Source organism: Pseudomonas sp. NIBRBAC000502773 (assembly GCF_006517195.1).
GTDB lineage: Bacteria > Pseudomonadota > Gammaproteobacteria > Pseudomonadales > Pseudomonadaceae > Aquipseudomonas > Aquipseudomonas marginalis.
Map to the genome: position 1 here is coordinate 1,260,429 of NZ_CP041189.1, position 17,250 is coordinate 1,277,678.

The window sequence follows — 17,250 nt, forward strand, 5'->3', positions numbered from 1 at the left end:
CGTCTGTCCTTGGCGGGAGTGATTTGAAGCTTGGACGTGCGACACCTACCTAAAAGTTCAGCGCCAATTCATTCCGGCATCTCCAACCCGACAATCCTCAGCCAGGGCCACCGCGCCTGATAACTGCGCGCCTTCTGCTCAAACAACGTCTGCTCCGGATGCAGTGGATTAATCCGCAAAATCCCCAACTCCACATCCTCCAACCCATACGGCGCATACACGTCGCCCGTGGCAACCTCCAAGCCGATGCACGTACCGGCCACCAGATAACGGTCGACCCCGTCGCGCGCCGACTGCAACTGCGGGTAAGGCCGACCAAAGCGCTGAGCGTACCAAAGGTGCACCCGCGCCTGGTTCTTGACCTCGACATTCACGCCCAGGTCTTTGAACAGTTCATCCGCCGCACGAATCACCGCGTCTTCCGCCTCGTAGGACAGGTCGGTGTCGAAGTAAAAAACGTCGTAATCCTTCACGCCCTGATCAGCCGGCAGATTCGCCTGATGATTCCACACCGCCTGGAACAGGCAGCCCGCCGTGAGCATGCACTGATCCACACCTAGGTCAGGCAGGCGCGCGGTGATTTCGGCGTTGATGGGGTTGGCCATGGCCAGTTCGAGCAGGGTGTCGACGGTCAATGTCATGGGGGCTCCTTCATCATCGGTACGGTCCTGGGGAGCAACGGTACAACATTGAGCGCTGGCGCCGCTTCTTCACGTCATCAAAATTCGCTAAGGTGCCGCGATGCCCTGCCCTCACCGAGACCGCCCGCCTTGGCCCACTCCCCCGCAGATCACCGCGAAAGCCCCTGGTCGGTGTTCCTGATTTTCCTGCGCCTGGGCCTTACCTCCTTTGGCGGCCCGATTGCGCACCTGGGTTATTTCCGGGACGCGTTCGTGACCCGGCGGCGCTGGCTGAGCGAGCGCAGTTACGCGGATTTGGTCGCGCTCTGCCAATTCCTGCCCGGCCCCGCCAGCAGCCAGGTCGGCATCGCCCTCGGCCTGTCACGCGCGGGCTATGGCGGCGCATTGGCGGCGTGGCTCGGGTTTACCTTGCCGTCCGTCGTGGTGTTGATCCTGTTGGCCTTGGGCATCACCCGGCACAGCACCGCCATCCCGCCCGGCGTGCTGCATGGCCTTAAAGTGGTGGCCGTCGCCGTGGTCGCCCAGGCCGTGTGGGGCATGGCGCGCAACCTGTGCACCGACGCCCCGCGCGTGGCCGTGATGCTGCTCGCCGCCTGCGTGGCCCTGCTGCAAACATCGGCGTGGGGCCAGGTCGGCGTGATCCTCATCGCGGGCATGGCCGGCATGCTGCTGTTCAAGCCCACACCGCCCACCGCGCACGACGCCCTGCCCGTGACCATCAGCCGTCGCGCCGGGGCGCTATGGCTGTCGCTGTTTGTGCTGTTGCTGGCCAGCCTGCCGATCCTCGCCCAGTTGATGCCCAACCCAACCCTGGCCGTGACCGACGCCTTCTACCGCACCGGCGCGCTGGTATTCGGCGGCGGCCACGTGGTGCTGCCCTTGCTGCAAGCCGAAGTCGTGCCCCGCCACTGGGTGAGCAACGACGTGTTCCTCGCCGGCTACGGCGCCGCCCAAGCCATGCCCGGCCCGTTGTTCACCTTCGCCGCGTTCCTCGGCGCCTCGATGGCCCAAGCGCCGAACGGCTGGCTCGGCGGCCTGCTCTGCCTGCTGGCGATCTTCGCACCGTCGTTTTTACTGGTGCTGGGCGCACTGCCCTTCTGGGAAAGCCTGCGCCGCAGCCCGCGCACCCAAGCCGCGCTGGCGGGTGTGAACGCGGCGGTGGTCGGCCTGTTGCTGGCGGCGCTGTACCAACCGGTGTGGACCAGCGCCATCTTCACCGCCCAGGACGTCGCCCTGGCGCTGATTGGCCTGGTGGCGCTGATGGTGTGGAAACTGCCAACGTGGCTGGTGGTTGTAGGAAGCGGCGCGGCGGGATGGTTATTAAGTCTTACGGTGTGAGCCGCGCAGCCACCGTGCCGTGCTCCGGCTGATGATCAACCTTTCAACTCACCCGCCCGATGACCCGCCGCATCGTCGTAAGCCACATACAACGACTCGGCGATTTGGCTTTTGATGGCCTTGGTGGACTCCAGTCCCAACACAAAACCTTCCGCCTTACCGCCGGCACGGTTGAGTTCTTCGGGGGTGGACGCGCCGGTGATGGCGTCAAGCAGCTTGATGGCGTGAGGGCCTACACCCTTGGGAAGGCTGATTTGGTCGATGGACATGGGCGATACCTTGAAAGAGAGAGATCGGTAGCGCGTGGAACCACTGCCGGGGGTGGCATGGTAGACCGTTATACGCCGCAAGGGGCTGTTTTCCGGGTGAGCCTGATGCCCCCTTTAAACTCAAGACGCCTTCACCATGTCATTTAGCTATCATGCATCACCCCGGCCTCGCGTCATCGCGCGGGCCCCGCACACTTCATCCAACAAAGACCAGGGACAGGCAATGCCGCCATTCAAGACACTGCTCGCCGCCAGCCTGCTGCTGCTCGCGTTCATGCCAGCCACCGCCAGCGCCGGGCTCTACAGTTCCGATAAAAACAACTTCGGCACCCTGAAAACCAGCCTCACCGACGCAAGCAAGTACCGCTACGCCACGCTGGTGTCTACCACGGTCGGTGGTGACAACTTTGAAACCCTGCACCGGCTTGCCCGGATCTACGCCGACATCCTGGAAAAGGACATGGGCGTTCCCGTCAGCCTGTACGACACCGACGCCCTGCAGCTGAAAAACATCGAAAACTACCGCACTTCGGCCATCGAACAGATCCAAGACAAAAACTTTAACGCCACAGTGCAGACCTGCGCGGTCGCCAGCACCTTCCTGTACCCGTCCACGGTCTCAAACCTGCTGCGCATCATGGCTCCCGACATGGTCATCACCCGCAACGACCCCGCCGTGCATGCGCAATTGGTCGATGTGTCCAAGCACTTCCTGGCGCAGGACCTGGGTGTGTTGATGAAAATGTGCGAGGCCGCCCCTTCACGCCAGCAAGTCGGTGCGTTCAAGGCGTTTTTGGAAGCGCTGCAAAAAGAACAACCCTACATTGCCAGCACCGCACGCCTCAGCCAGCATCGCGTGCAGGCCAACGCCGAACAAACCAGCGAAGACGCCCGACGCGCAGAGATCGACCGGCAGGCATGGGCGCGCAAGGCCGAGCAAGATAAGGCCTACCAAGCCGCCGAAGACGCCCGCGACGCAAAAAGCCTCGCCGACCAAGCCGCCGTCCGCGAGGAAAAACGACTCAAGGCCCAACGCGACGAAGCCGTCCGCCAACAAGCCCTGGCCGCCCGCACGCCCGAGCAAGTGAATTGGGATAACCAACGCAACGAAGACGTGCAGCAATGCTACAAATATTCCGCCATGAACAAAGTCGCCACCGACGCCAACAACCAAGGCTTTTCCATCGAAAAAGCCGAGCAATACCTGGTGGATGCCAGGGGCCTCAAAGGCCAGGATGCCCAAGATATGCGGAGCATCATCCGAGTGGTGCGCTTGACTCACGCCAACGACACACCGAACCAAGCCTTCACAACTGAATACGACCGCTGCCTGGCGCTACGGGCCAAGAAGCATGCGGCAGCTGCAGCGAACTGACCAAGGCAAACGCTCCCCCCTGTGGCGAGGGAGCTTGCTCCCGTTGGGCTGCGCAGCAGCCCCCCAACCATTCGCAGCACAGATGAACAACAGAGCCTGGCCACCCCGTGCACATTCGCCCCTAAGCGGGTGTTCCAATCACGGCATGGAAATCTTGTACTCCGCGAGCTTGGCCTTGTTCTCCTGCTCCAGGTACTTCTTGTCGACGATCTGCGAGAACTTCATGAAGTCGGCCTTGGCGTCTTCCCTGTTGCCCAAATGGTCGTACGCGATCCCGCGCGCATAATAGGCCCAGGCGTAGTCCGGCTGGCGCTGAAGGCCGGTACTGAATGCTTCGGCGGCCTCCCGGTACTGACCCAGGTCTGTCAGTGCGAGGCCCAGATGATAGTAGGTCGGCATATTGAAGCCGGTCCCCTTTCCTGCTTCTCCCATTCCGTTGTCAAGGTTGTACTGCACGAGCTCAAGGGCTTTTTTCGGGTTACCCGCGGCGCGATACATGGCGCTCAAGTCCAGGTAGGCGCGCGGCTCAGGCTTGACCACCAGTTGCATGGATTTCTCCTTGGCGGCCAAGGCTTCGGGAAAGCGCTTGAGGTTGAGGTAGGCGTCGGCCTGCACCGCATAAATCAAACTATGCAGCGAGGCAGGCAGCGTAGCTTTCTGCAGGCATAGATCACCTTCCTGCAGCACCAGGGGGTAGTTTTCGGCTTTGGACGCCTTTAACTGGTTGGCGCAGTGGGCAAGGTTGGCTTTTTGCGGGTTCTGCATCCCTGCACAACCGGTGAGGAGGGCGGAGCAGGCAATCAGTGCGAGCCAGCGAGTATTCATGATCAGCATCCTTGTCAGTCGAGCAGATGAGCGTTGAGGTCAGGGCGATAGACCTGCAGGAGCGGCGCGGTCACGGTGCCTTGCAGCGAGCAGAACACGGTGGTGTGTCCCACGAGCGACGGTGACGTGTCGCCCGCGTCGACCATCAGCACACGGTCTACGAAACCAAACGGCGTAGCGACGCCAGGACCGGTCAGCCCTTCGGTGCGCCATTGGCCGATCGGGTCACCGACACGGCGGATTTCGGCGCGGGTAATGGCTTTGCCCTGACTGACAAAACGTGCGTTATCAACGATCAGCGGCTTGAGCTTTGCAGCCACCTCTTGCGGCGAGCCATCGGCTACAAAACCCCAGAACAGAAAATTGCCGACGTCCTTGATGGTTTGGGCCTGGTTGTAATAGCCGACCATACGCACGCCATTAACGATCAGGGGCGTTTCGAAGTGTTGATAAGTGCCACCTTCCTGCAGCGGGCTCATGATGGTCGGTGCCTTGACCGAACCGTAGTCACTCAGGCGCAAGGTACCTGCTGGCAAGCGCGCATCGCGCAGGCTCTCGAAGAAATGCGCATCGCAACGAGAGAACTCGGTCAGCAGTTGTTCGGGCGTGGTGACGGTACGGGCGTGGGCAGTGCAGGCGACGGCGAGCAATGCAACGCCGGAAAAAAGAGAGCGGAACATTAAAATCATCCGTGAAGTAGGAACAACAGCTGTCGGCGGGTGAGTGGGAAACTTTAGCAATACGGGCCTGCCGGAGAATACCCGTGTGCCGCTGGTCCGGCCCTGTCCGGCATAAGCTATCCTGCGCTGCGACATGCACCGCCTGTCACAGACTTTCGAGCAACCTTAAAAACGGCGCACCAGGAGAGCTGCATGTTGATCGGCCATCGCTTCGAGCGCACCGCCCAGGGTGACCTGCACATCCACTCGCGCAATCGGGTGCAAAGCGCATTCGTGCTGCTGACCGGCGCAATGGCCTTCATCCTGCCGCTGGCCTTCGTCGTGTTTGGGTTCAGCGCTGAACACTCGCCACTGGCAGACCTGGACCCACTGTCCTCACTGCTGATCGTGCTCGGCCTGCTGCTGATTCCTGCTCTTGGCCTGCTGCTGATGGTGTACACCGGCACCCGCGAGACCTTGCTGTTATCGCGGCACAACGGTGAAGGCACGCGCCGCACCCGTAACTTTTTCGGCGGCCGCGAACGGGTGCAGTCGGTGTTCAGCATCAATGCCCCCCATGCCCTCGAACTTCGCCGCCGCCCACAGGCCGAGCCGGTCTATACCCAGCTGTGGCTGGTGATGCGCGATGGCAGCGAGCAGCGTTTGACCACCGACAACGTGCCGGTGGTGCCGGGCAGTCAACGCACCGACAGGTGGCTGCGTGAGCTGGCCGACTACCTGAACGTGCCGGTGCCCACCGAGGTCGTGGTCGATTCGGCGGCCAGGGCGACCGCCGCCTACAGGCCCGCTCCCACCCGCGCCAGAGCGGTGAAGGGGGTCAAGCCGAAGGCGAAAGAGCTCACGTCTTCAGACGAATCGAGCGAGAAACTCAGCCTTCCCGCCCGTGCCCTGCTCACCCTGCTGGGAGCGTTCCTGGCGGTGCTGGAGTTGACTCACGTGATCGCATTGATGCGTGCGCTGTTGACCGGACGGCTGCGGGTCAGCGGGCTTCGAACGGGGTCGACAAGTTTTTACTGGGCTGAGCAACCGATGGTTTTTTCATTCAATCTGCTTGTCGGCATCGCCGAGGTGCTGATTATCGGGTTGATCGCCTGGGGTTGCCTGCGCACGGCGATACTGGGCCGGCTGAAAGCCAATCCCAGATGAGTACTGCCACCCACTTGCGCACGCTGCTATTCTCAGGCGTTTCCCCCCTGCAGAATCTCCATGCCCCTGACCCATCGCGAAACCGCCCGCCTCGACCGCCGTCTCATCGCCGCCCTCACCGACGCTTGCGAAACCGCCAAGACTGAAATCCCCGGCTTCGACTGGCTGACCCACACCGTCGACTACAGCGCCTTCCCCCAAAGCCTGCGGGTGATCTGGGTGTTCGACAGCCGCGCCAGCAAGGAGCACGCCCTCTCGACAGGGGCAGACACACGCATGCGTGAGCTGACCGCCGCTGCACTCAACGACGCCGACGTGCACGGCGCGCCCATGGAGCGCTGCGTACACGTCGACTCCGAGGAAGAATGCCGCCTGCGTCATGACGGCGATTGGCGCGTGCGCCTGGCCAAGGTGCATACGGCCAAGGTGTGAGTGCGCGTCTTCCTGGCGCCGGTTGTACCAGTGGGCATGGCATCTGCGGGCTTTCGCGATGGTCGCTGCACGGCTGCATTTTTACCCCACCAGGCAGGTCACGCCTGCGTACTGAACCGCTGCACTCCACGCCGCTCATACATCGCCGCTTCCGTCGCTTGCGTCGCCCGCTCGCCTTTGTATTGCAGTTGTTGGATAAAAGTCCGGTCCTTGCCCCCCTTGATGTCCGACGGGTCGTGATCCGTGAGTAGAGGCGCCAGATCAAGGGTCTTGGCGAAGTTTTCGTTGGTCAGGCTGTAAAACCCCAGGCCCGACCAGACCGAATCGGCGTCCACCGTGTCGATGGCAGCATTCCGGTAGGCAATGGCTGCGCTTTTCAGGCCCAGGGATCGGTTGAGCAAATCCGTCAGCCGCTGGGTATCCGAGCGGCTGAGCTGGCTGGCCGAATCCAGCACTTTCAGGCGGCCATCGGCCTCGACGGTGAAGCCGTATTTTTTGCCGGCCAAGTCGGGGGCGGTGGCCGACAGCGCCGACTCGAATGACTTGAAGGAAGCCTTCAGCGTACTGAACGCCCCGTTGAAGATTTCAGCGCGGCGAGGAAAGTCTCGCGACTGGGTACGACCGACCCAGGTGTCGACCACCTCCAGCGGTTCCAAGGGGGCGCTGGCTGATCCACTGGGATGGTAGACGGCCGCCGGGGCGGCGTTGGCCAACGCGTCTTTCGCGGCGTCCGTCAGGGGCTGGGCCACGAGTTTCTGCTCGGAAGGTGCGAGGCTGACGTTGGCTGGCGGGAGATAGGCCGCGCTGACGGAAAGAGCCATTTAATCGGTCCATGATTGGCGGGTTCATACAGGTTATCGACGGTAAAGGGTCGAGCTTTAGGCGGCCAACCTGCAGGATCGTACAAGCCAGGCGCCCCGTGGCCTCGATAATCTGGCCGTCTTACCCACCAGAGGATGGATCATGGCTACGTCACAGCACTCGGCACAACCGGTAAACCTCGCGCAAAAGGCATCGCTCATCGACGCGCAGTGGAGCCCCAGGGTCGTCGCCGAAATGAACGACTACCAGTTCAAGGTGGTGCGCATCGAAGGGGAGTTCATCTGGCACTCGCACCCGGAAACCGACGAAGCGTTCCTGGTGCTCGAAGGGACGCTGCGTATCGATCTGCCGGAAGGCCCGGTGTACGTGGCGGCGGGCGAGCTGTATGTGGTCCCGCGTGGCGTTGAACATCGGACTGCCGCCGAGGGTGAGGCGAAGCTGATGATGATTGAGCCTCGAGGCATCTTGAATACCGGCCACGAAGGCGGCGAACGTACGGCCACGAATGATCTGTGGATCTGAAAAGTGGCGCGGGTGTAGATACTCTCGGTCATTGAACCGAGCCTTTAGCGGGTAATTTCTGGATAATGCCCAGCTCCCGCCCCCGATACGGACATCCCGCTCGATGAAGTTGCCCACCGCCGCCGCCCTCCTCCTCGCCTCTGCGCTGCTGCCTTCCATCGCCCACGCCGACGACGCCGCGCTGACCGACACGTTCAAGGCCTTCACCCGCTGCGACGCGACGTTCTTCAGCCGCCTGAACAGCCACCGCGACGCCTGGCAGGCCTACGCACCGCTCAAGCAGGACAAAGACTTCGCGTGGATCGCGGTAGTCAACCGCGCGGACCGCAAGGCCAACGCGGTGCCGGTCAGCACGCCGCCCATCGCCGGCTTGAAGCTGTTGTCGTACGCCGACGAGGCCACCGACCTTGGCAACCTGGGGCTCTACTATTACTGGGGATTTGTTGTGCAAGGTAACATCGACGAGGTTGCCCAACGCCTTGCCCCGCTGCTCGACCAACCGGCTCGCCTGCAAAAAGGCGACGGCGCCTACATCCGTAGCGAGCTCAAGGTCGGCGACCGCTGGCAGGCCATCAAGCCACGGCCCGGCGTCGCGCCCGGCACCCGCGAAGTCGAGCGCGTGCTGCTGGTAGAGCCGGAAGGCAGCGACGGCACGCAATCGCGCATCAGTTGTTCGTTGCAGGGTGGTGTGGATGCGGCGCTGCTGGCCTGGTCGCGTCCGGACATCCAACCGGTGGACTACCCGCGCACTATCGTGGAACCAAGCATCAACGACGTCGCCGTCCCCGCCAGCGTGCTCCAGCGCCTCGACTCGGCCCTGCTGCAGCCGAAGTTCAAGACGTTGAGCTACACCTACCTGTCGAAAAAAAGCGATGGCAGCAACGACAGCCCCACCTCGGTGACCTTTACGGCGGTGGGTGGCTTGCTGAACAAGAATGAGATCTACAGCGACACCTTCCATGTCGAGCGCCTGGTACAGGCGGACCTGATCCAGTTGAAGTCGAAGATGAACGGCGTGGGCGACGGCCAGGTGCTGCTGACCCGCGAAGCCGAGCTGAGTATTCCGAGCAGTTGGACGCCTGGCCAAACGCTGAGCGCCAACCTGCACATGGCGAACGTGCCCGGCAAACCGACCGATACCCCGCTCGAGACCTCCGTGAGCTGCAAGATAGGCCAGCGCTTCCCGGCCCGACAGGTGTTTGCCTCGTTGACCGGCGACGCCATTAAGCTTGAGTGCGAGCAAGGCGACTACAAAACCTCGCGCGCGTTTATCGAAGACCTGGGCATTGCCGTGACGCTGGCAACGACCTCGAGCAAAATGCGCTCGGCGTATGAATACACGGCGTTCGAGGTGGTGCGTTGATCGAAGGGGCGGTTGCCAAGCAAACATCCCGCTGATTCAGGGCACTCTACGTTGTCGCAGCAGTCTGTTCCTACACACCCCATGCCCCGCGGAGTTCCCATGATCATTGTCCATCACCTCAACAACTCACGTTCGCAGCGCATTCTGTGGCTGCTGGAAGAGCTTGGCCTGCCGTACGAGATCAAGCGCTACCAGCGCGACCCGAAAACCAACCTTGCGCCGCCGGAGCTCAAGGCGATCAATGCGCTGGGTAAATCCCCGGTGATCGAAGACGGCGCCAACGTGGTGATCGAGTCCGGCGCCATCGTCGACTACCTGATCCGCCGCCATGGCGACGGTCGCCTGCAGCCGGACCCGGCCACGGCCGCCTACGACCAGTACGTGCAATGGCTGCACTTCGCCGAAGGCTCGGCCATGCTGCCGCTGATGCTTAACCTGTATGTGGGGCGCCTGGGCGATGCCGGTGCACCGCTGCACCCGCGTATCGAATCGGAAGTGGCCAATTACCTCGGTTACCTCAACGAGGCGCTGGCACACACGCCGTATCTGCTGGGGGATGACGTGAGCGGCGCGGACATCCAGATGAGCTTTATCGGCGAAATCGCCAAGGCCCAGGGCAAGCTGCCGGCGTACCCGCACCTGGCGGCGTGGGTGCAGCGTTTCCAGGCACGCCCGGCTTACCGCCAGGCGCTGGAACAGGGTGGGGAGTATGCGTTTGCCAAGTGAGTAGCTTGCCCTCGACTGCATGACAGCGGCTAAGGCGCCGCCATCTGCCACAGCGAAGCGCCCACGCCGGTGATGCTCTCCCCCGCAATCAACCCCGCCGCTGCGGTAATCGCAAACCGCTCGGTGAGGCTCGGCCAGCGGCAGCTCACCAGCCAGGTGAGCACCGCACCCAGGGCCATCATCAGCGACACCGAAGCTGGCAGCACAAATGCCAGCCCCAACGCGGCAGCACTGGGCAGGTAGCGGGCGCGATGGGCGGGTAACAGGCTGTCGAGCACGCCCAGCAACACCCCGGCCAGCCCTGCGATACCGATCGCCCAGCGAATGCTTGCCGACAATGAATCCAGCCCATGGGTGAGGGTTTGCGCCACGGCTTTCCAGGTCGCGACCGCCGGCGCCGGCCATTCCTCGGTGAGCAACATCGATTGCGGATCAGGAATCAGCGCCAGGTACGCAAACACCCCGACGATGCTGCCAATGAAAATCCCCAGGATCTGCGCGATCACTTGCTTGTGCGGCGTGGCACCAATGGCCTTGCCGACCTTGAAGTCGTTCATCAGGTCGGTGCACTGCCCCGCCGAGCCGCCGGCGGTGTTGGCGCTCATCAGGTTGATCGGCACCTGCCCCGGCGCGACGATGCCGAAGCTCAGCTGGGACAACTGCCCGATGGCGCCAATCGGCGGAATACCGGTGGCGCCCACCACACGGGCGGCGACGGCCGCCAGGCAGATCGCCAGGGGAATGGTCAGCAACGCCATCCACAGGTTGATGCCGAACAACAGCGCCTGCAGGCTCACCACCAATACGATCGACAGCACAAAACCAGCGGCCGGCCCGGGTTTGGGTACGCTCCAGGCTTGCCCGCCGGCGGACTTGGTCGAGGTGTATAACGCCCACAGACGAATCGTCAGCGACGCCAAGGTTGAGCACACCATCAGGCTCACTCCCGGCCACAGCAACCACTCCACCAACGCCGCAAATTGCGGGCCGCTGCTGCCGGCCGGCAAGGTCACCAGGCCTTGCGCCAGCAACCACGGGCCCAGGCCGCCCCAGGCGAGCAAGGCGCCAAGCAGCAGGGTCAGGCCGACGCGAATGCCGATAATGCCGCCAAAACCCAGGAGCAACAGCGAAGGGTCGGCAGTGAAGGTCAGGCGCTCCAGCTGGGCGGATGGCGACCAACGCGGGAAGGCCCACACAAAGGTGTCCACCCACTTCACCAGCCCGGACAGCAACGCCGCGCTGAGCAGCACCTTCAAACGCGTCGCCGCTTCGCGCCCATGGTTGTAAATATGCAGCAGGGTTTCCAGGGTGGCCATGCCTTCGGGAAACTTCAGCGCCTTGTCATTGAGCAACGAAGGCCGCAGGTACCAGGCGATCCAGATGCCCAGGAAACTCACCGAGAACACCCAGGCGATCATCGGCAGCGCATCCAGCTGGTTGCCCGTCAGCAGGGTATAGGCCGGGATCGGCGCCACCAGCCCACCGGAAATGATCGAAGCAGCGGCCGAGGCGACGGTCTGGTTGATATTGCTCTCATGCAGCGTCCACGGCAGCTGCTCCGACGACCTCCTCGCCAGGCCCTGCCAGATCGCATACCCCACCAGCAGGGCAATGATCGACATGTTGAACGACCAGCCGATCTTCAACCCGGCGTACACATTCGAAGGGGTCAGCAGGATACCGAGCACGGTGCCGGTGATGACCGCGCGCAGGCTCAGTTCGTGTTCGACGGGGGATGAAGGGGGACCGTTGATGAGGTGGCATGCATGCGGATTCCTTTCGGCTGGGGAACAGGGCGACATAACAAGTGAGCCCCTTAAGGCCTGAAGGTTCCTATGCGGCAAGCGGACACCTTTTTATGGTGAGCGGGCTTCAACCACTGCGCCATCAATTACTCAATCAGAGCCATGCAGCATCCCATAACGAATAATCCCCTACCTGCGCCACCAACCCGGCCCGCAAAGGGTTGGCAATGATGTAGCGAGCCATTTTGCGAACATCATCCTCCGCACGGACAGCCCTATCGTGATAACCGGGTTGCCAGACACGCTCCTTGCTTTGACGACGCCGGTTGATGGTCAGCGTGCTACGCGACTTCATACGCCGCACCACGTCGGGCAACGTCTTCTGCTTCAGCTCAAACAGCCAGTGAATGTGGTCAGGCATGATGACCCAGGCCAGAGAGTCGACCAATGCCAGCTCATGAACCTGCCGAAATTCGGCCACCAACAGACGACCCAGATAAAGGTCGGTGAATAGGCGCTGACGGTGATGCACGACAACGGTAATGAGGTAACTGCGTCCGTATTCAGAGTAACGACCGTGACGCAGCCGATGAGATTGGGGTGTGGGGCGCATTCCGTTGCTCCTGGGGACCGTCCTGAAGAGCATTAACACTAGCGCGCCGTAGCTGGCGATCCAGTGTCATCGGGTGACTGAATGTATCCGCCCGGAGTGACCTGGCTTTTGTGGTGAGCGGGCTTGCCCCGCGCTGGGCTGCGAAGCGGCCCCAGAAGCTGTTATCCGGATTTACCTGGAAAAACGCGGTGTTCTTGATGGGGCCGCTTCGCGGCCCAGCGCGGGGCAAGCCCGCTCACCACAAAAAGTCCGCTCACCACTATGCGGGCGTAAAACCCGTTCCCCCGGCCGCCCCGCCTTCGGCTTGTGCCTTGTCCAACAGTTGCTGCACCCACGGCGCGTTCCGGGGATTGACCACGCCATAGCGGTCCGGCGGGAAAAACGCCCAGTGATGGGCGATTGCTGTAAGGCGCTTGAGCTCATCGGCCGCCAGCCAATACCCGGTGTCCAGCAAGGGCAGCGGTTCGCCGTCGAAACGTCGGCCCAGCATCAGGTTGGTGCCGGGGGCGAAGGTAAAGGCCAGGTCCTGGCAGGGTTGCAGTTGTTTGTCCGGTGCCGGCATGCGGCCGACCCGGTTGTAGGTGAAGTCACCGGGGTATTCGTCCTTGAATACCAGCCAGTGGCCCGCCGTGGTCTTGGCGACGATCCACTGCGACACCCCGCTGCTCTGGGTGCGTTCGAGCTGGCCGTTTTTCCATTGCATAAGGGCGTTGCAGTCGGGATCGTAGTCCGAGGCCCACAGGCTGGTGCCCGACACCAGCCTGTGGCGCTCCAGCTCGACCACGCCCTGGTCCGGCATGGCCTGCCAGTAGCGCTTGATGGGATCGCGGGTATCACGCAGGTAGTTGCGCAGCCCCCAGGCCGCCGTAAAGACCACCGCCGCCAATACCTGCCAGGCAAAGGTGTCGCCGATGACACGGTCCACGTCCAGCCCTGGCGCGAACGCGGCCCCGTACAGCCACACGCCCAGCATGAACACCAGGCTGGGCAGGAACACACCAAAGCACAGCGGCGGCAGCAGCACTTCGATCCAACTGAAGTGATGCCCGGCTGCATGCTCACGTGCCCAGGCCTGCTCCTGGGCGAGCATGGGTGCCTGTTCGCGCGGGCCGATGCCGGGATCGGGGGCCTTGAAGCGCCAGTAAAGTGCCACGGGGTCGTTATTCATGCCGCGCATCATGCCCTTGGCGCGGGCAGAGATACAGCGCCCCGAGCACCGATAAAACAATCATTGCCGAGATCCGCCCACAGTCATACGATGACTGATCACACCCATAACAATAAAGGATCACCTGTGAACAAACCCCTGCTCCTGGCCGCCGCCGTTGTCTGCGGCTTCAGTGCCCACGCCCACGCCGCCACGTTTGCGTATATCTCCAGCCCCGGCGACGGGCTGATTTCCCAGTACCGCCTCGACGAAAGCAATGGCGCCCTGAGCCTGGTCGAGCAAGTGACGGCCGGCGATCAGGTCAACCCCATGGCCCTCAGTCCCGACGGCAAGACCTTGTTCGCGGCCCTGCGGGTCAAACCGTTTCAGGTCCAGGGCTTCAGCATCGACCCGACAACCGGCCGCCTGACCCCGCAGTCCAAGGCGCCGCTGGCCGAAAGCATGGCGTACCTGGCCACCGACCGCGCCGGGCGCTATTTGCTCGCGGCGTCCTACGGTGCCGATACCCTCAGCGTCCAGCCCATCGACAAGCCCGACCCCATCCGCACCTACAAAACCGGCCTGCATGCCCACTCGCTGCGCACCGACCCCAGCAATCGCTTTGCCTACGCCGGCAACCTGGGCACGGACCATGTGCTGCAATACCGCTTCGATGCCAACACCGGCGCACTCACCCCGATTGGCAGCGGCTTCGTGAGCGTGCCGGCCAATACCGGGCCTCGGCACCTGGCGTTTTCGGCCAACGGCAAGTACCTGTATGTGGTCGGTGAAATGAGCGGCACCGTCACCGCATTTGCCATCGATGACAGCACCGGCGCGCTGACGCAGATCGGCGTGGCCAATGGCATTCCCGAGCGTTTGAAACTGGCCCATGGTGAAGTGCGTGACGCGCGCAACAATGACCTGAAAGACGACCCGACGCCGCGCATCTGGGCGGCCGACCTGCGCCTGTCGCCGGACGGCAAGCTGTTGCTGATGAGCGAGCGCACCAGCAGTTCGGTGTCGGCGTTTGCGGTGGATACCGCCACCGGCGGCCTGCGCTATGTCGACAACTACCCGGTCGAGGAGAAGCAGCCGCGCAATATCGCGTTCTCCCCCAACGGGCATTGGCTGCTGGTGACCGGTGAGAAAAGCGACAAGGTCGGCACCTATGCAGTCAGCGCCAACGGTGCGTTGAAGCGGGTGGGGGAAGCGGCGTCGGGCAAGGGGGCGCTGTGGATTGAGGTGCTGCATACCTCGGCCAACTGACCTGAACCTGTGTGATTATCCCTTGGGGAGGCTTGGACGAGGTATGACCCGCGTCCAGGCCTCAAATGTGTAAACGATGTCCCCGGTTTCAGATGTAAACGATGTCTACGGTTCTACACCCCCACAGGGTTGGATCTTGAGGGTGTACAGGCCTCAGCTCAGGCGAAACCGTGCGGTGTTATCACTCAACGCCTGGCTGCCCTTGCTCAAGGTGTCCGCCGCACGGTTTACCGCGCGGGCGCCGTCCAGCAGGCGCCCGGCGGCCTGGTCGACTTGCTGGATATTGCCGCTCACTTCATCCGCCGTCGCTGCCTGCTCCTCCACCGCCGTGGCGATTTGCGCCAGGGTGTCGGTGACGTTCTGCACCGCGCCGGCAATCTCGCCCAGGCGCGTGCCCAGGCCGGTGACGGACTCGGCATCGGTCAAGGCCTGCTCGCACGCGGCGCCCATCAGCGTCACCGCCTGGCTCACGGTGGCGCGCAGGCTGTCGACGGTGCCGGCGATCTGCGCTGTCGACGCCTGAGTGCGTTGCGACAGGCTGCGCACTTCATCGGCGACCACCGCAAAGCCCCGGCCCTGCTCGCCTGCGCGTGCGGCTTCGATGGCTGCGTTCAGCGCCAGCAGGTTGGTCTGCTCGGCGATGCCGCGAATGGTGTCGACCACCGATTGAATCTGCTGGCCTTGCTGGCTGACCTGCTGCAAGGCGTCCGAGGTGTCGGTCAGGCGCTGGTTGAGCTGCTGGATGCTGGCGGTGGTGCGCTGGCTGTCGCGGCTGCTGTCTTCGGCGATGCGCCGGGTCTGCTGGGCACTGCCCGAGGCCTGTTCGCAGCTGCGCGCGACGCCCATGGACGTGGCGGCCAACTGCGTGGCAGCGGCGGCGATCTGGCTGATCTGGTGCTGCTGGTCTTCGACTTCGCTGAGGGTGCTGCCCGATTGCGAGTTCAGGGTAAGCACCGCCGAGCCGAGCTGCTGGGTTTCGTGATTGACGCCGAGCAGGCTGGTGCGCAATTGCACCACCGCGACGTTCAGCGCGGTGCTGATCGCAGCGAGTTCGTCGCGCCCTTCCACCGCCACTTCCACGCACAGGTTGCCGTCGCGCAGGGACTCGGCCAGCGTGGTAATGCCACTGGCGCTGCGACGGATGGAGGCTTGCAGGCACATGAACAGGTACAGCGCCGCCAGGGCCAACAGGCTGAATGTCGCCGCCATCGGGATGAATTGCTTGAGTGAACGGTCGTGGTAATAGCTCAGGCGCGCGTCCAGAGAGGTCAACGACTGCTTGCGCAGCGCGCCGAGGCTGCCGAGCATGGCGTCGACACTGCGGTCGAAGGCGGCGGTGTCGAGCTTGATGGTGCCGCCAAACACGCCGTCGTCGAGCACCTTGAGTTCGTTATCCAGCACTTGCAGGCTGTTGTCGTACTGTCCGGTCCAGGGTTCCATGCCCGCGAACTGCTTGGCCTTGAGCGAAGAGGCGGCCTTGGTCAACTGGTCGCGCGCATCGCCGATGCGGCTGCGCAAGTCGCGCATCTGCAAACGGCTCTGCAAGGTGAATTGCCCCGAAGAAATGGACGACTGCCCCACGCTGGCCATGCGACCGATGCGCTCGATCAGGTCGGGCGCGTGCTGGGTGCCCATCTGCATGAGCATGTAGGTTTCCAGCCACGGGTCGAGGATCAGCCCGGCGTCCAGGGCGATCTGTTCGCGCAGCGCCTGCATCGCCGTAAGCGCGGTGGTGAAGCGGTCGTAGCCGTCCGGCCACCACCCGACGGTGCGCAGCGATGACGAATCCATGCCCTTGACGGTGCCCTGCAACGCTTCGAAGCGGGCCAGGACATCAGCGCTGGCGTTCTGGGTTTTCAACGCCTCGCCGAGGGCTTGCAGGCTTTGCAGGATCAGCGGGAAATTGGCATCGACGTTATCCATCGCCGCCTTCGCTTCCGGTGTCGGGGCGTGCAGGATGTCCGCCGCCTTCCAGCGCGCCGCCAGGTTACGTTGCGCCGTCAGTTGGCCGTCCAGCGCATCCAGGGCCAGCAGCTGGCGAACGCCGGACTGTTCGTTGGAAATCACGCTTAATTTGTCGCGATAGTCCTGGCCGATCATCCACAGGCTGCCCGCCAGGGGCAGCATGAACAGGAAGAACAGGATCTGGAACTTACGTGCGAAGCCGAAACGTCCGAGCAGGCGGATACCGGGTGATAAAAGGCTGTGCATGTCCACTCCCAAAAACAACCCACGCGTTAGACGGCAGGCGAAGCCTTGAAATGACTAACGGCAAAATGCCATGTCATTGATTAGGTTGGCACTAGCAAGATACGGGCCGCTGCTGCACAGCCCTGA

17 protein-coding genes are annotated in these 17,250 nt (G+C 63.0%); 8 read left to right on the forward strand and 9 right to left on the reverse strand.

Going from position 1 to position 17,250, the window contains the following annotated elements:
- Window positions 1-68: 68 nt before the first annotated feature.
- Window positions 69-641, reverse strand: coding sequence for a nucleotidyltransferase family protein (locus NIBR502773_RS05705; RefSeq protein ID WP_141155602.1), 573 nt, complete (start codon window positions 639-641; stop codon window positions 69-71).
- Between the two features lie 129 nt (window positions 642-770).
- On the opposite strand from NIBR502773_RS05705, the gene chrA reads away from it, so the two are divergent.
- Window positions 771-1,979, forward strand: a complete 1,209-nt coding sequence (gene chrA, locus NIBR502773_RS05710) for a chromate efflux transporter (protein ID WP_141155603.1) — start codon at window positions 771-773, stop codon at window positions 1,977-1,979.
- A gap of 35 nt (window positions 1,980-2,014) precedes the next feature.
- On the opposite strand, the gene NIBR502773_RS05715 is transcribed toward chrA, so the two are convergent.
- Complete coding sequence (locus tag NIBR502773_RS05715; protein WP_074847337.1) at window positions 2,015-2,248, reverse strand: hypothetical protein; 234 nt, start codon at window positions 2,246-2,248, stop codon at window positions 2,015-2,017.
- 223 nt (window positions 2,249-2,471) lie between these two features.
- On the opposite strand from NIBR502773_RS05715, the gene NIBR502773_RS05720 reads away from it, so the two are divergent.
- Window positions 2,472-3,623: a hypothetical protein gene (locus NIBR502773_RS05720; RefSeq protein WP_141155604.1), complete on the forward strand. Its 1,152-nt coding sequence runs from the start codon at window positions 2,472-2,474 to the stop codon at window positions 3,621-3,623.
- Between the two features lie 138 nt (window positions 3,624-3,761).
- On the opposite strand, the gene NIBR502773_RS05725 is transcribed toward NIBR502773_RS05720, so the two are convergent.
- Both NIBR502773_RS05725 and NIBR502773_RS05730 read right to left on the reverse strand, forming a co-directional pair.
- Entirely contained in the window at window positions 3,762-4,448 is a 687-nt protein-coding gene (locus NIBR502773_RS05725) for a tetratricopeptide repeat protein (protein ID WP_177414144.1), read from the reverse strand.
- Window positions 4,449-4,462: 14 nt separating this feature from the next.
- The gene (locus NIBR502773_RS05730) at window positions 4,463-5,128 is read right to left on the reverse strand and encodes a hypothetical protein (RefSeq protein WP_141155606.1); all 666 of its coding nucleotides are present in this window, start codon (window positions 5,126-5,128) and stop codon (window positions 4,463-4,465) included.
- Window positions 5,129-5,320: 192 nt separating this feature from the next.
- Here NIBR502773_RS05730 and NIBR502773_RS05735 point away from each other — a divergent pair, with 192 nt between their 5' ends.
- Together NIBR502773_RS05735 and NIBR502773_RS05740 are read left to right on the forward strand one after the other, a co-directional pair.
- Window positions 5,321-6,274: a hypothetical protein gene (locus NIBR502773_RS05735; protein ID WP_141155607.1), complete on the forward strand. Its 954-nt coding sequence runs from the start codon at window positions 5,321-5,323 to the stop codon at window positions 6,272-6,274.
- A gap of 60 nt (window positions 6,275-6,334) precedes the next feature.
- The gene (locus NIBR502773_RS05740; protein ID WP_115486891.1) at window positions 6,335-6,706 is read left to right on the forward strand and encodes a hypothetical protein; all 372 of its coding nucleotides are present in this window, start codon (window positions 6,335-6,337) and stop codon (window positions 6,704-6,706) included.
- Between the two features lie 98 nt (window positions 6,707-6,804).
- Here NIBR502773_RS05740 and NIBR502773_RS05745 read toward each other — a convergent pair whose 3' ends face one another.
- Window positions 6,805-7,527: a hypothetical protein gene (locus NIBR502773_RS05745; protein ID WP_141155608.1), complete on the reverse strand. Its 723-nt coding sequence runs from the start codon at window positions 7,525-7,527 to the stop codon at window positions 6,805-6,807.
- A 142-nt stretch (window positions 7,528-7,669) separates the two neighbouring features.
- Between NIBR502773_RS05745 and NIBR502773_RS05750 the strand changes: the two genes are divergently transcribed.
- The 3 genes from NIBR502773_RS05750 to NIBR502773_RS05760 all read left to right on the forward strand — a co-directional run bounded on the left by NIBR502773_RS05750 (window position 7,670) and on the right by NIBR502773_RS05760 (window position 10,139).
- A complete protein-coding gene (locus NIBR502773_RS05750; protein WP_027604035.1) occupies window positions 7,670-8,050 on the forward strand; it encodes a cupin domain-containing protein in 381 nt (126 codons plus the stop codon).
- Between the two features lie 103 nt (window positions 8,051-8,153).
- Entirely contained in the window at window positions 8,154-9,413 is a 1,260-nt protein-coding gene (locus tag NIBR502773_RS05755; RefSeq protein ID WP_141155609.1) for a hypothetical protein, read from the forward strand.
- Window positions 9,414-9,512: 99 nt separating this feature from the next.
- A complete protein-coding gene (locus NIBR502773_RS05760) occupies window positions 9,513-10,139 on the forward strand; it encodes a glutathione S-transferase family protein (protein WP_141155610.1) in 627 nt (208 codons plus the stop codon).
- Between the two features lie 29 nt (window positions 10,140-10,168).
- Here the strand turns inward: NIBR502773_RS05760 and NIBR502773_RS05765 are convergent, their stop codons facing one another.
- The 3 genes from NIBR502773_RS05765 to NIBR502773_RS05775 all read right to left on the reverse strand — a co-directional run bounded on the left by NIBR502773_RS05765 (window position 10,169) and on the right by NIBR502773_RS05775 (window position 13,665).
- The gene (locus NIBR502773_RS05765) at window positions 10,169-11,941 is read right to left on the reverse strand and encodes an OPT family oligopeptide transporter (protein WP_257228190.1); all 1,773 of its coding nucleotides are present in this window, start codon (window positions 11,939-11,941) and stop codon (window positions 10,169-10,171) included.
- Window positions 11,942-12,038: 97 nt separating this feature from the next.
- Window positions 12,039-12,497, reverse strand: a complete 459-nt coding sequence (locus NIBR502773_RS05770) for a transposase (RefSeq protein ID WP_115486886.1) — start codon at window positions 12,495-12,497, stop codon at window positions 12,039-12,041.
- Window positions 12,498-12,756: 259 nt separating this feature from the next.
- On the reverse strand, window positions 12,757-13,665 hold the full coding sequence (locus tag NIBR502773_RS05775; protein WP_257228193.1) for a hypothetical protein: 909 nt from the start codon (window positions 13,663-13,665) through the stop codon (window positions 12,757-12,759).
- Between the two features lie 126 nt (window positions 13,666-13,791).
- Here NIBR502773_RS05775 and NIBR502773_RS05780 point away from each other — a divergent pair, with 126 nt between their 5' ends.
- Complete coding sequence (locus NIBR502773_RS05780; protein WP_141155611.1) at window positions 13,792-14,913, forward strand: lactonase family protein; 1,122 nt, start codon at window positions 13,792-13,794, stop codon at window positions 14,911-14,913.
- Window positions 14,914-15,066: 153 nt separating this feature from the next.
- Here the strand turns inward: NIBR502773_RS05780 and NIBR502773_RS05785 are convergent, their stop codons facing one another.
- Window positions 15,067-17,124, reverse strand: coding sequence for a methyl-accepting chemotaxis protein (locus NIBR502773_RS05785; RefSeq protein WP_065940407.1), 2,058 nt, complete (start codon window positions 17,122-17,124; stop codon window positions 15,067-15,069).
- Window positions 17,125-17,250: the final 126 nt, after the last annotated feature.

Excerpts from the sequence above, each read along its gene's own strand:
- NIBR502773_RS05705 (WP_141155602.1), bottom strand. The coding sequence starts at position 641 with ATGACATTGACCGTCGACACCCTGCTCGAACTGGCCATGGCCAACCCC.
- NIBR502773_RS05715 (WP_074847337.1), bottom strand. The coding sequence starts at position 2,248 with ATGTCCATCGACCAAATCAGCCTTCCCAAGGGTGTAGGCCCTCACGCC.
- NIBR502773_RS05720 (WP_141155604.1), top strand. The coding sequence starts at position 2,472 with ATGCCGCCATTCAAGACACTGCTCGCCGCCAGCCTGCTGCTGCTCGCG.
- NIBR502773_RS05725 (WP_177414144.1), bottom strand. The coding sequence starts at position 4,448 with ATGAATACTCGCTGGCTCGCACTGATTGCCTGCTCCGCCCTCCTCACC.
- NIBR502773_RS05730 (WP_141155606.1), bottom strand. The coding sequence starts at position 5,128 with ATGTTCCGCTCTCTTTTTTCCGGCGTTGCATTGCTCGCCGTCGCCTGC.
- NIBR502773_RS05735 (WP_141155607.1), top strand. The coding sequence starts at position 5,321 with ATGTTGATCGGCCATCGCTTCGAGCGCACCGCCCAGGGTGACCTGCAC.
- NIBR502773_RS05740 (WP_115486891.1), top strand. The coding sequence starts at position 6,335 with ATGCCCCTGACCCATCGCGAAACCGCCCGCCTCGACCGCCGTCTCATC.
- NIBR502773_RS05745 (WP_141155608.1), bottom strand. The coding sequence starts at position 7,527 with ATGGCTCTTTCCGTCAGCGCGGCCTATCTCCCGCCAGCCAACGTCAGC.
- NIBR502773_RS05750 (WP_027604035.1), top strand. The coding sequence starts at position 7,670 with ATGGCTACGTCACAGCACTCGGCACAACCGGTAAACCTCGCGCAAAAG.
- NIBR502773_RS05755 (WP_141155609.1), top strand. The coding sequence starts at position 8,154 with ATGAAGTTGCCCACCGCCGCCGCCCTCCTCCTCGCCTCTGCGCTGCTG.
- NIBR502773_RS05760 (WP_141155610.1), top strand. The coding sequence starts at position 9,513 with ATGATCATTGTCCATCACCTCAACAACTCACGTTCGCAGCGCATTCTG.
- NIBR502773_RS05765 (WP_257228190.1), bottom strand. The coding sequence starts at position 11,941 with ATGTCGCCCTGTTCCCCAGCCGAAAGGAATCCGCATGCATGCCACCTC.
- NIBR502773_RS05770 (WP_115486886.1), bottom strand. The coding sequence starts at position 12,497 with ATGCGCCCCACACCCCAATCTCATCGGCTGCGTCACGGTCGTTACTCT.
- NIBR502773_RS05775 (WP_257228193.1), bottom strand. The coding sequence starts at position 13,665 with ATGAATAACGACCCCGTGGCACTTTACTGGCGCTTCAAGGCCCCCGAT.
- NIBR502773_RS05785 (WP_065940407.1), bottom strand. The coding sequence starts at position 17,124 with ATGCACAGCCTTTTATCACCCGGTATCCGCCTGCTCGGACGTTTCGGC.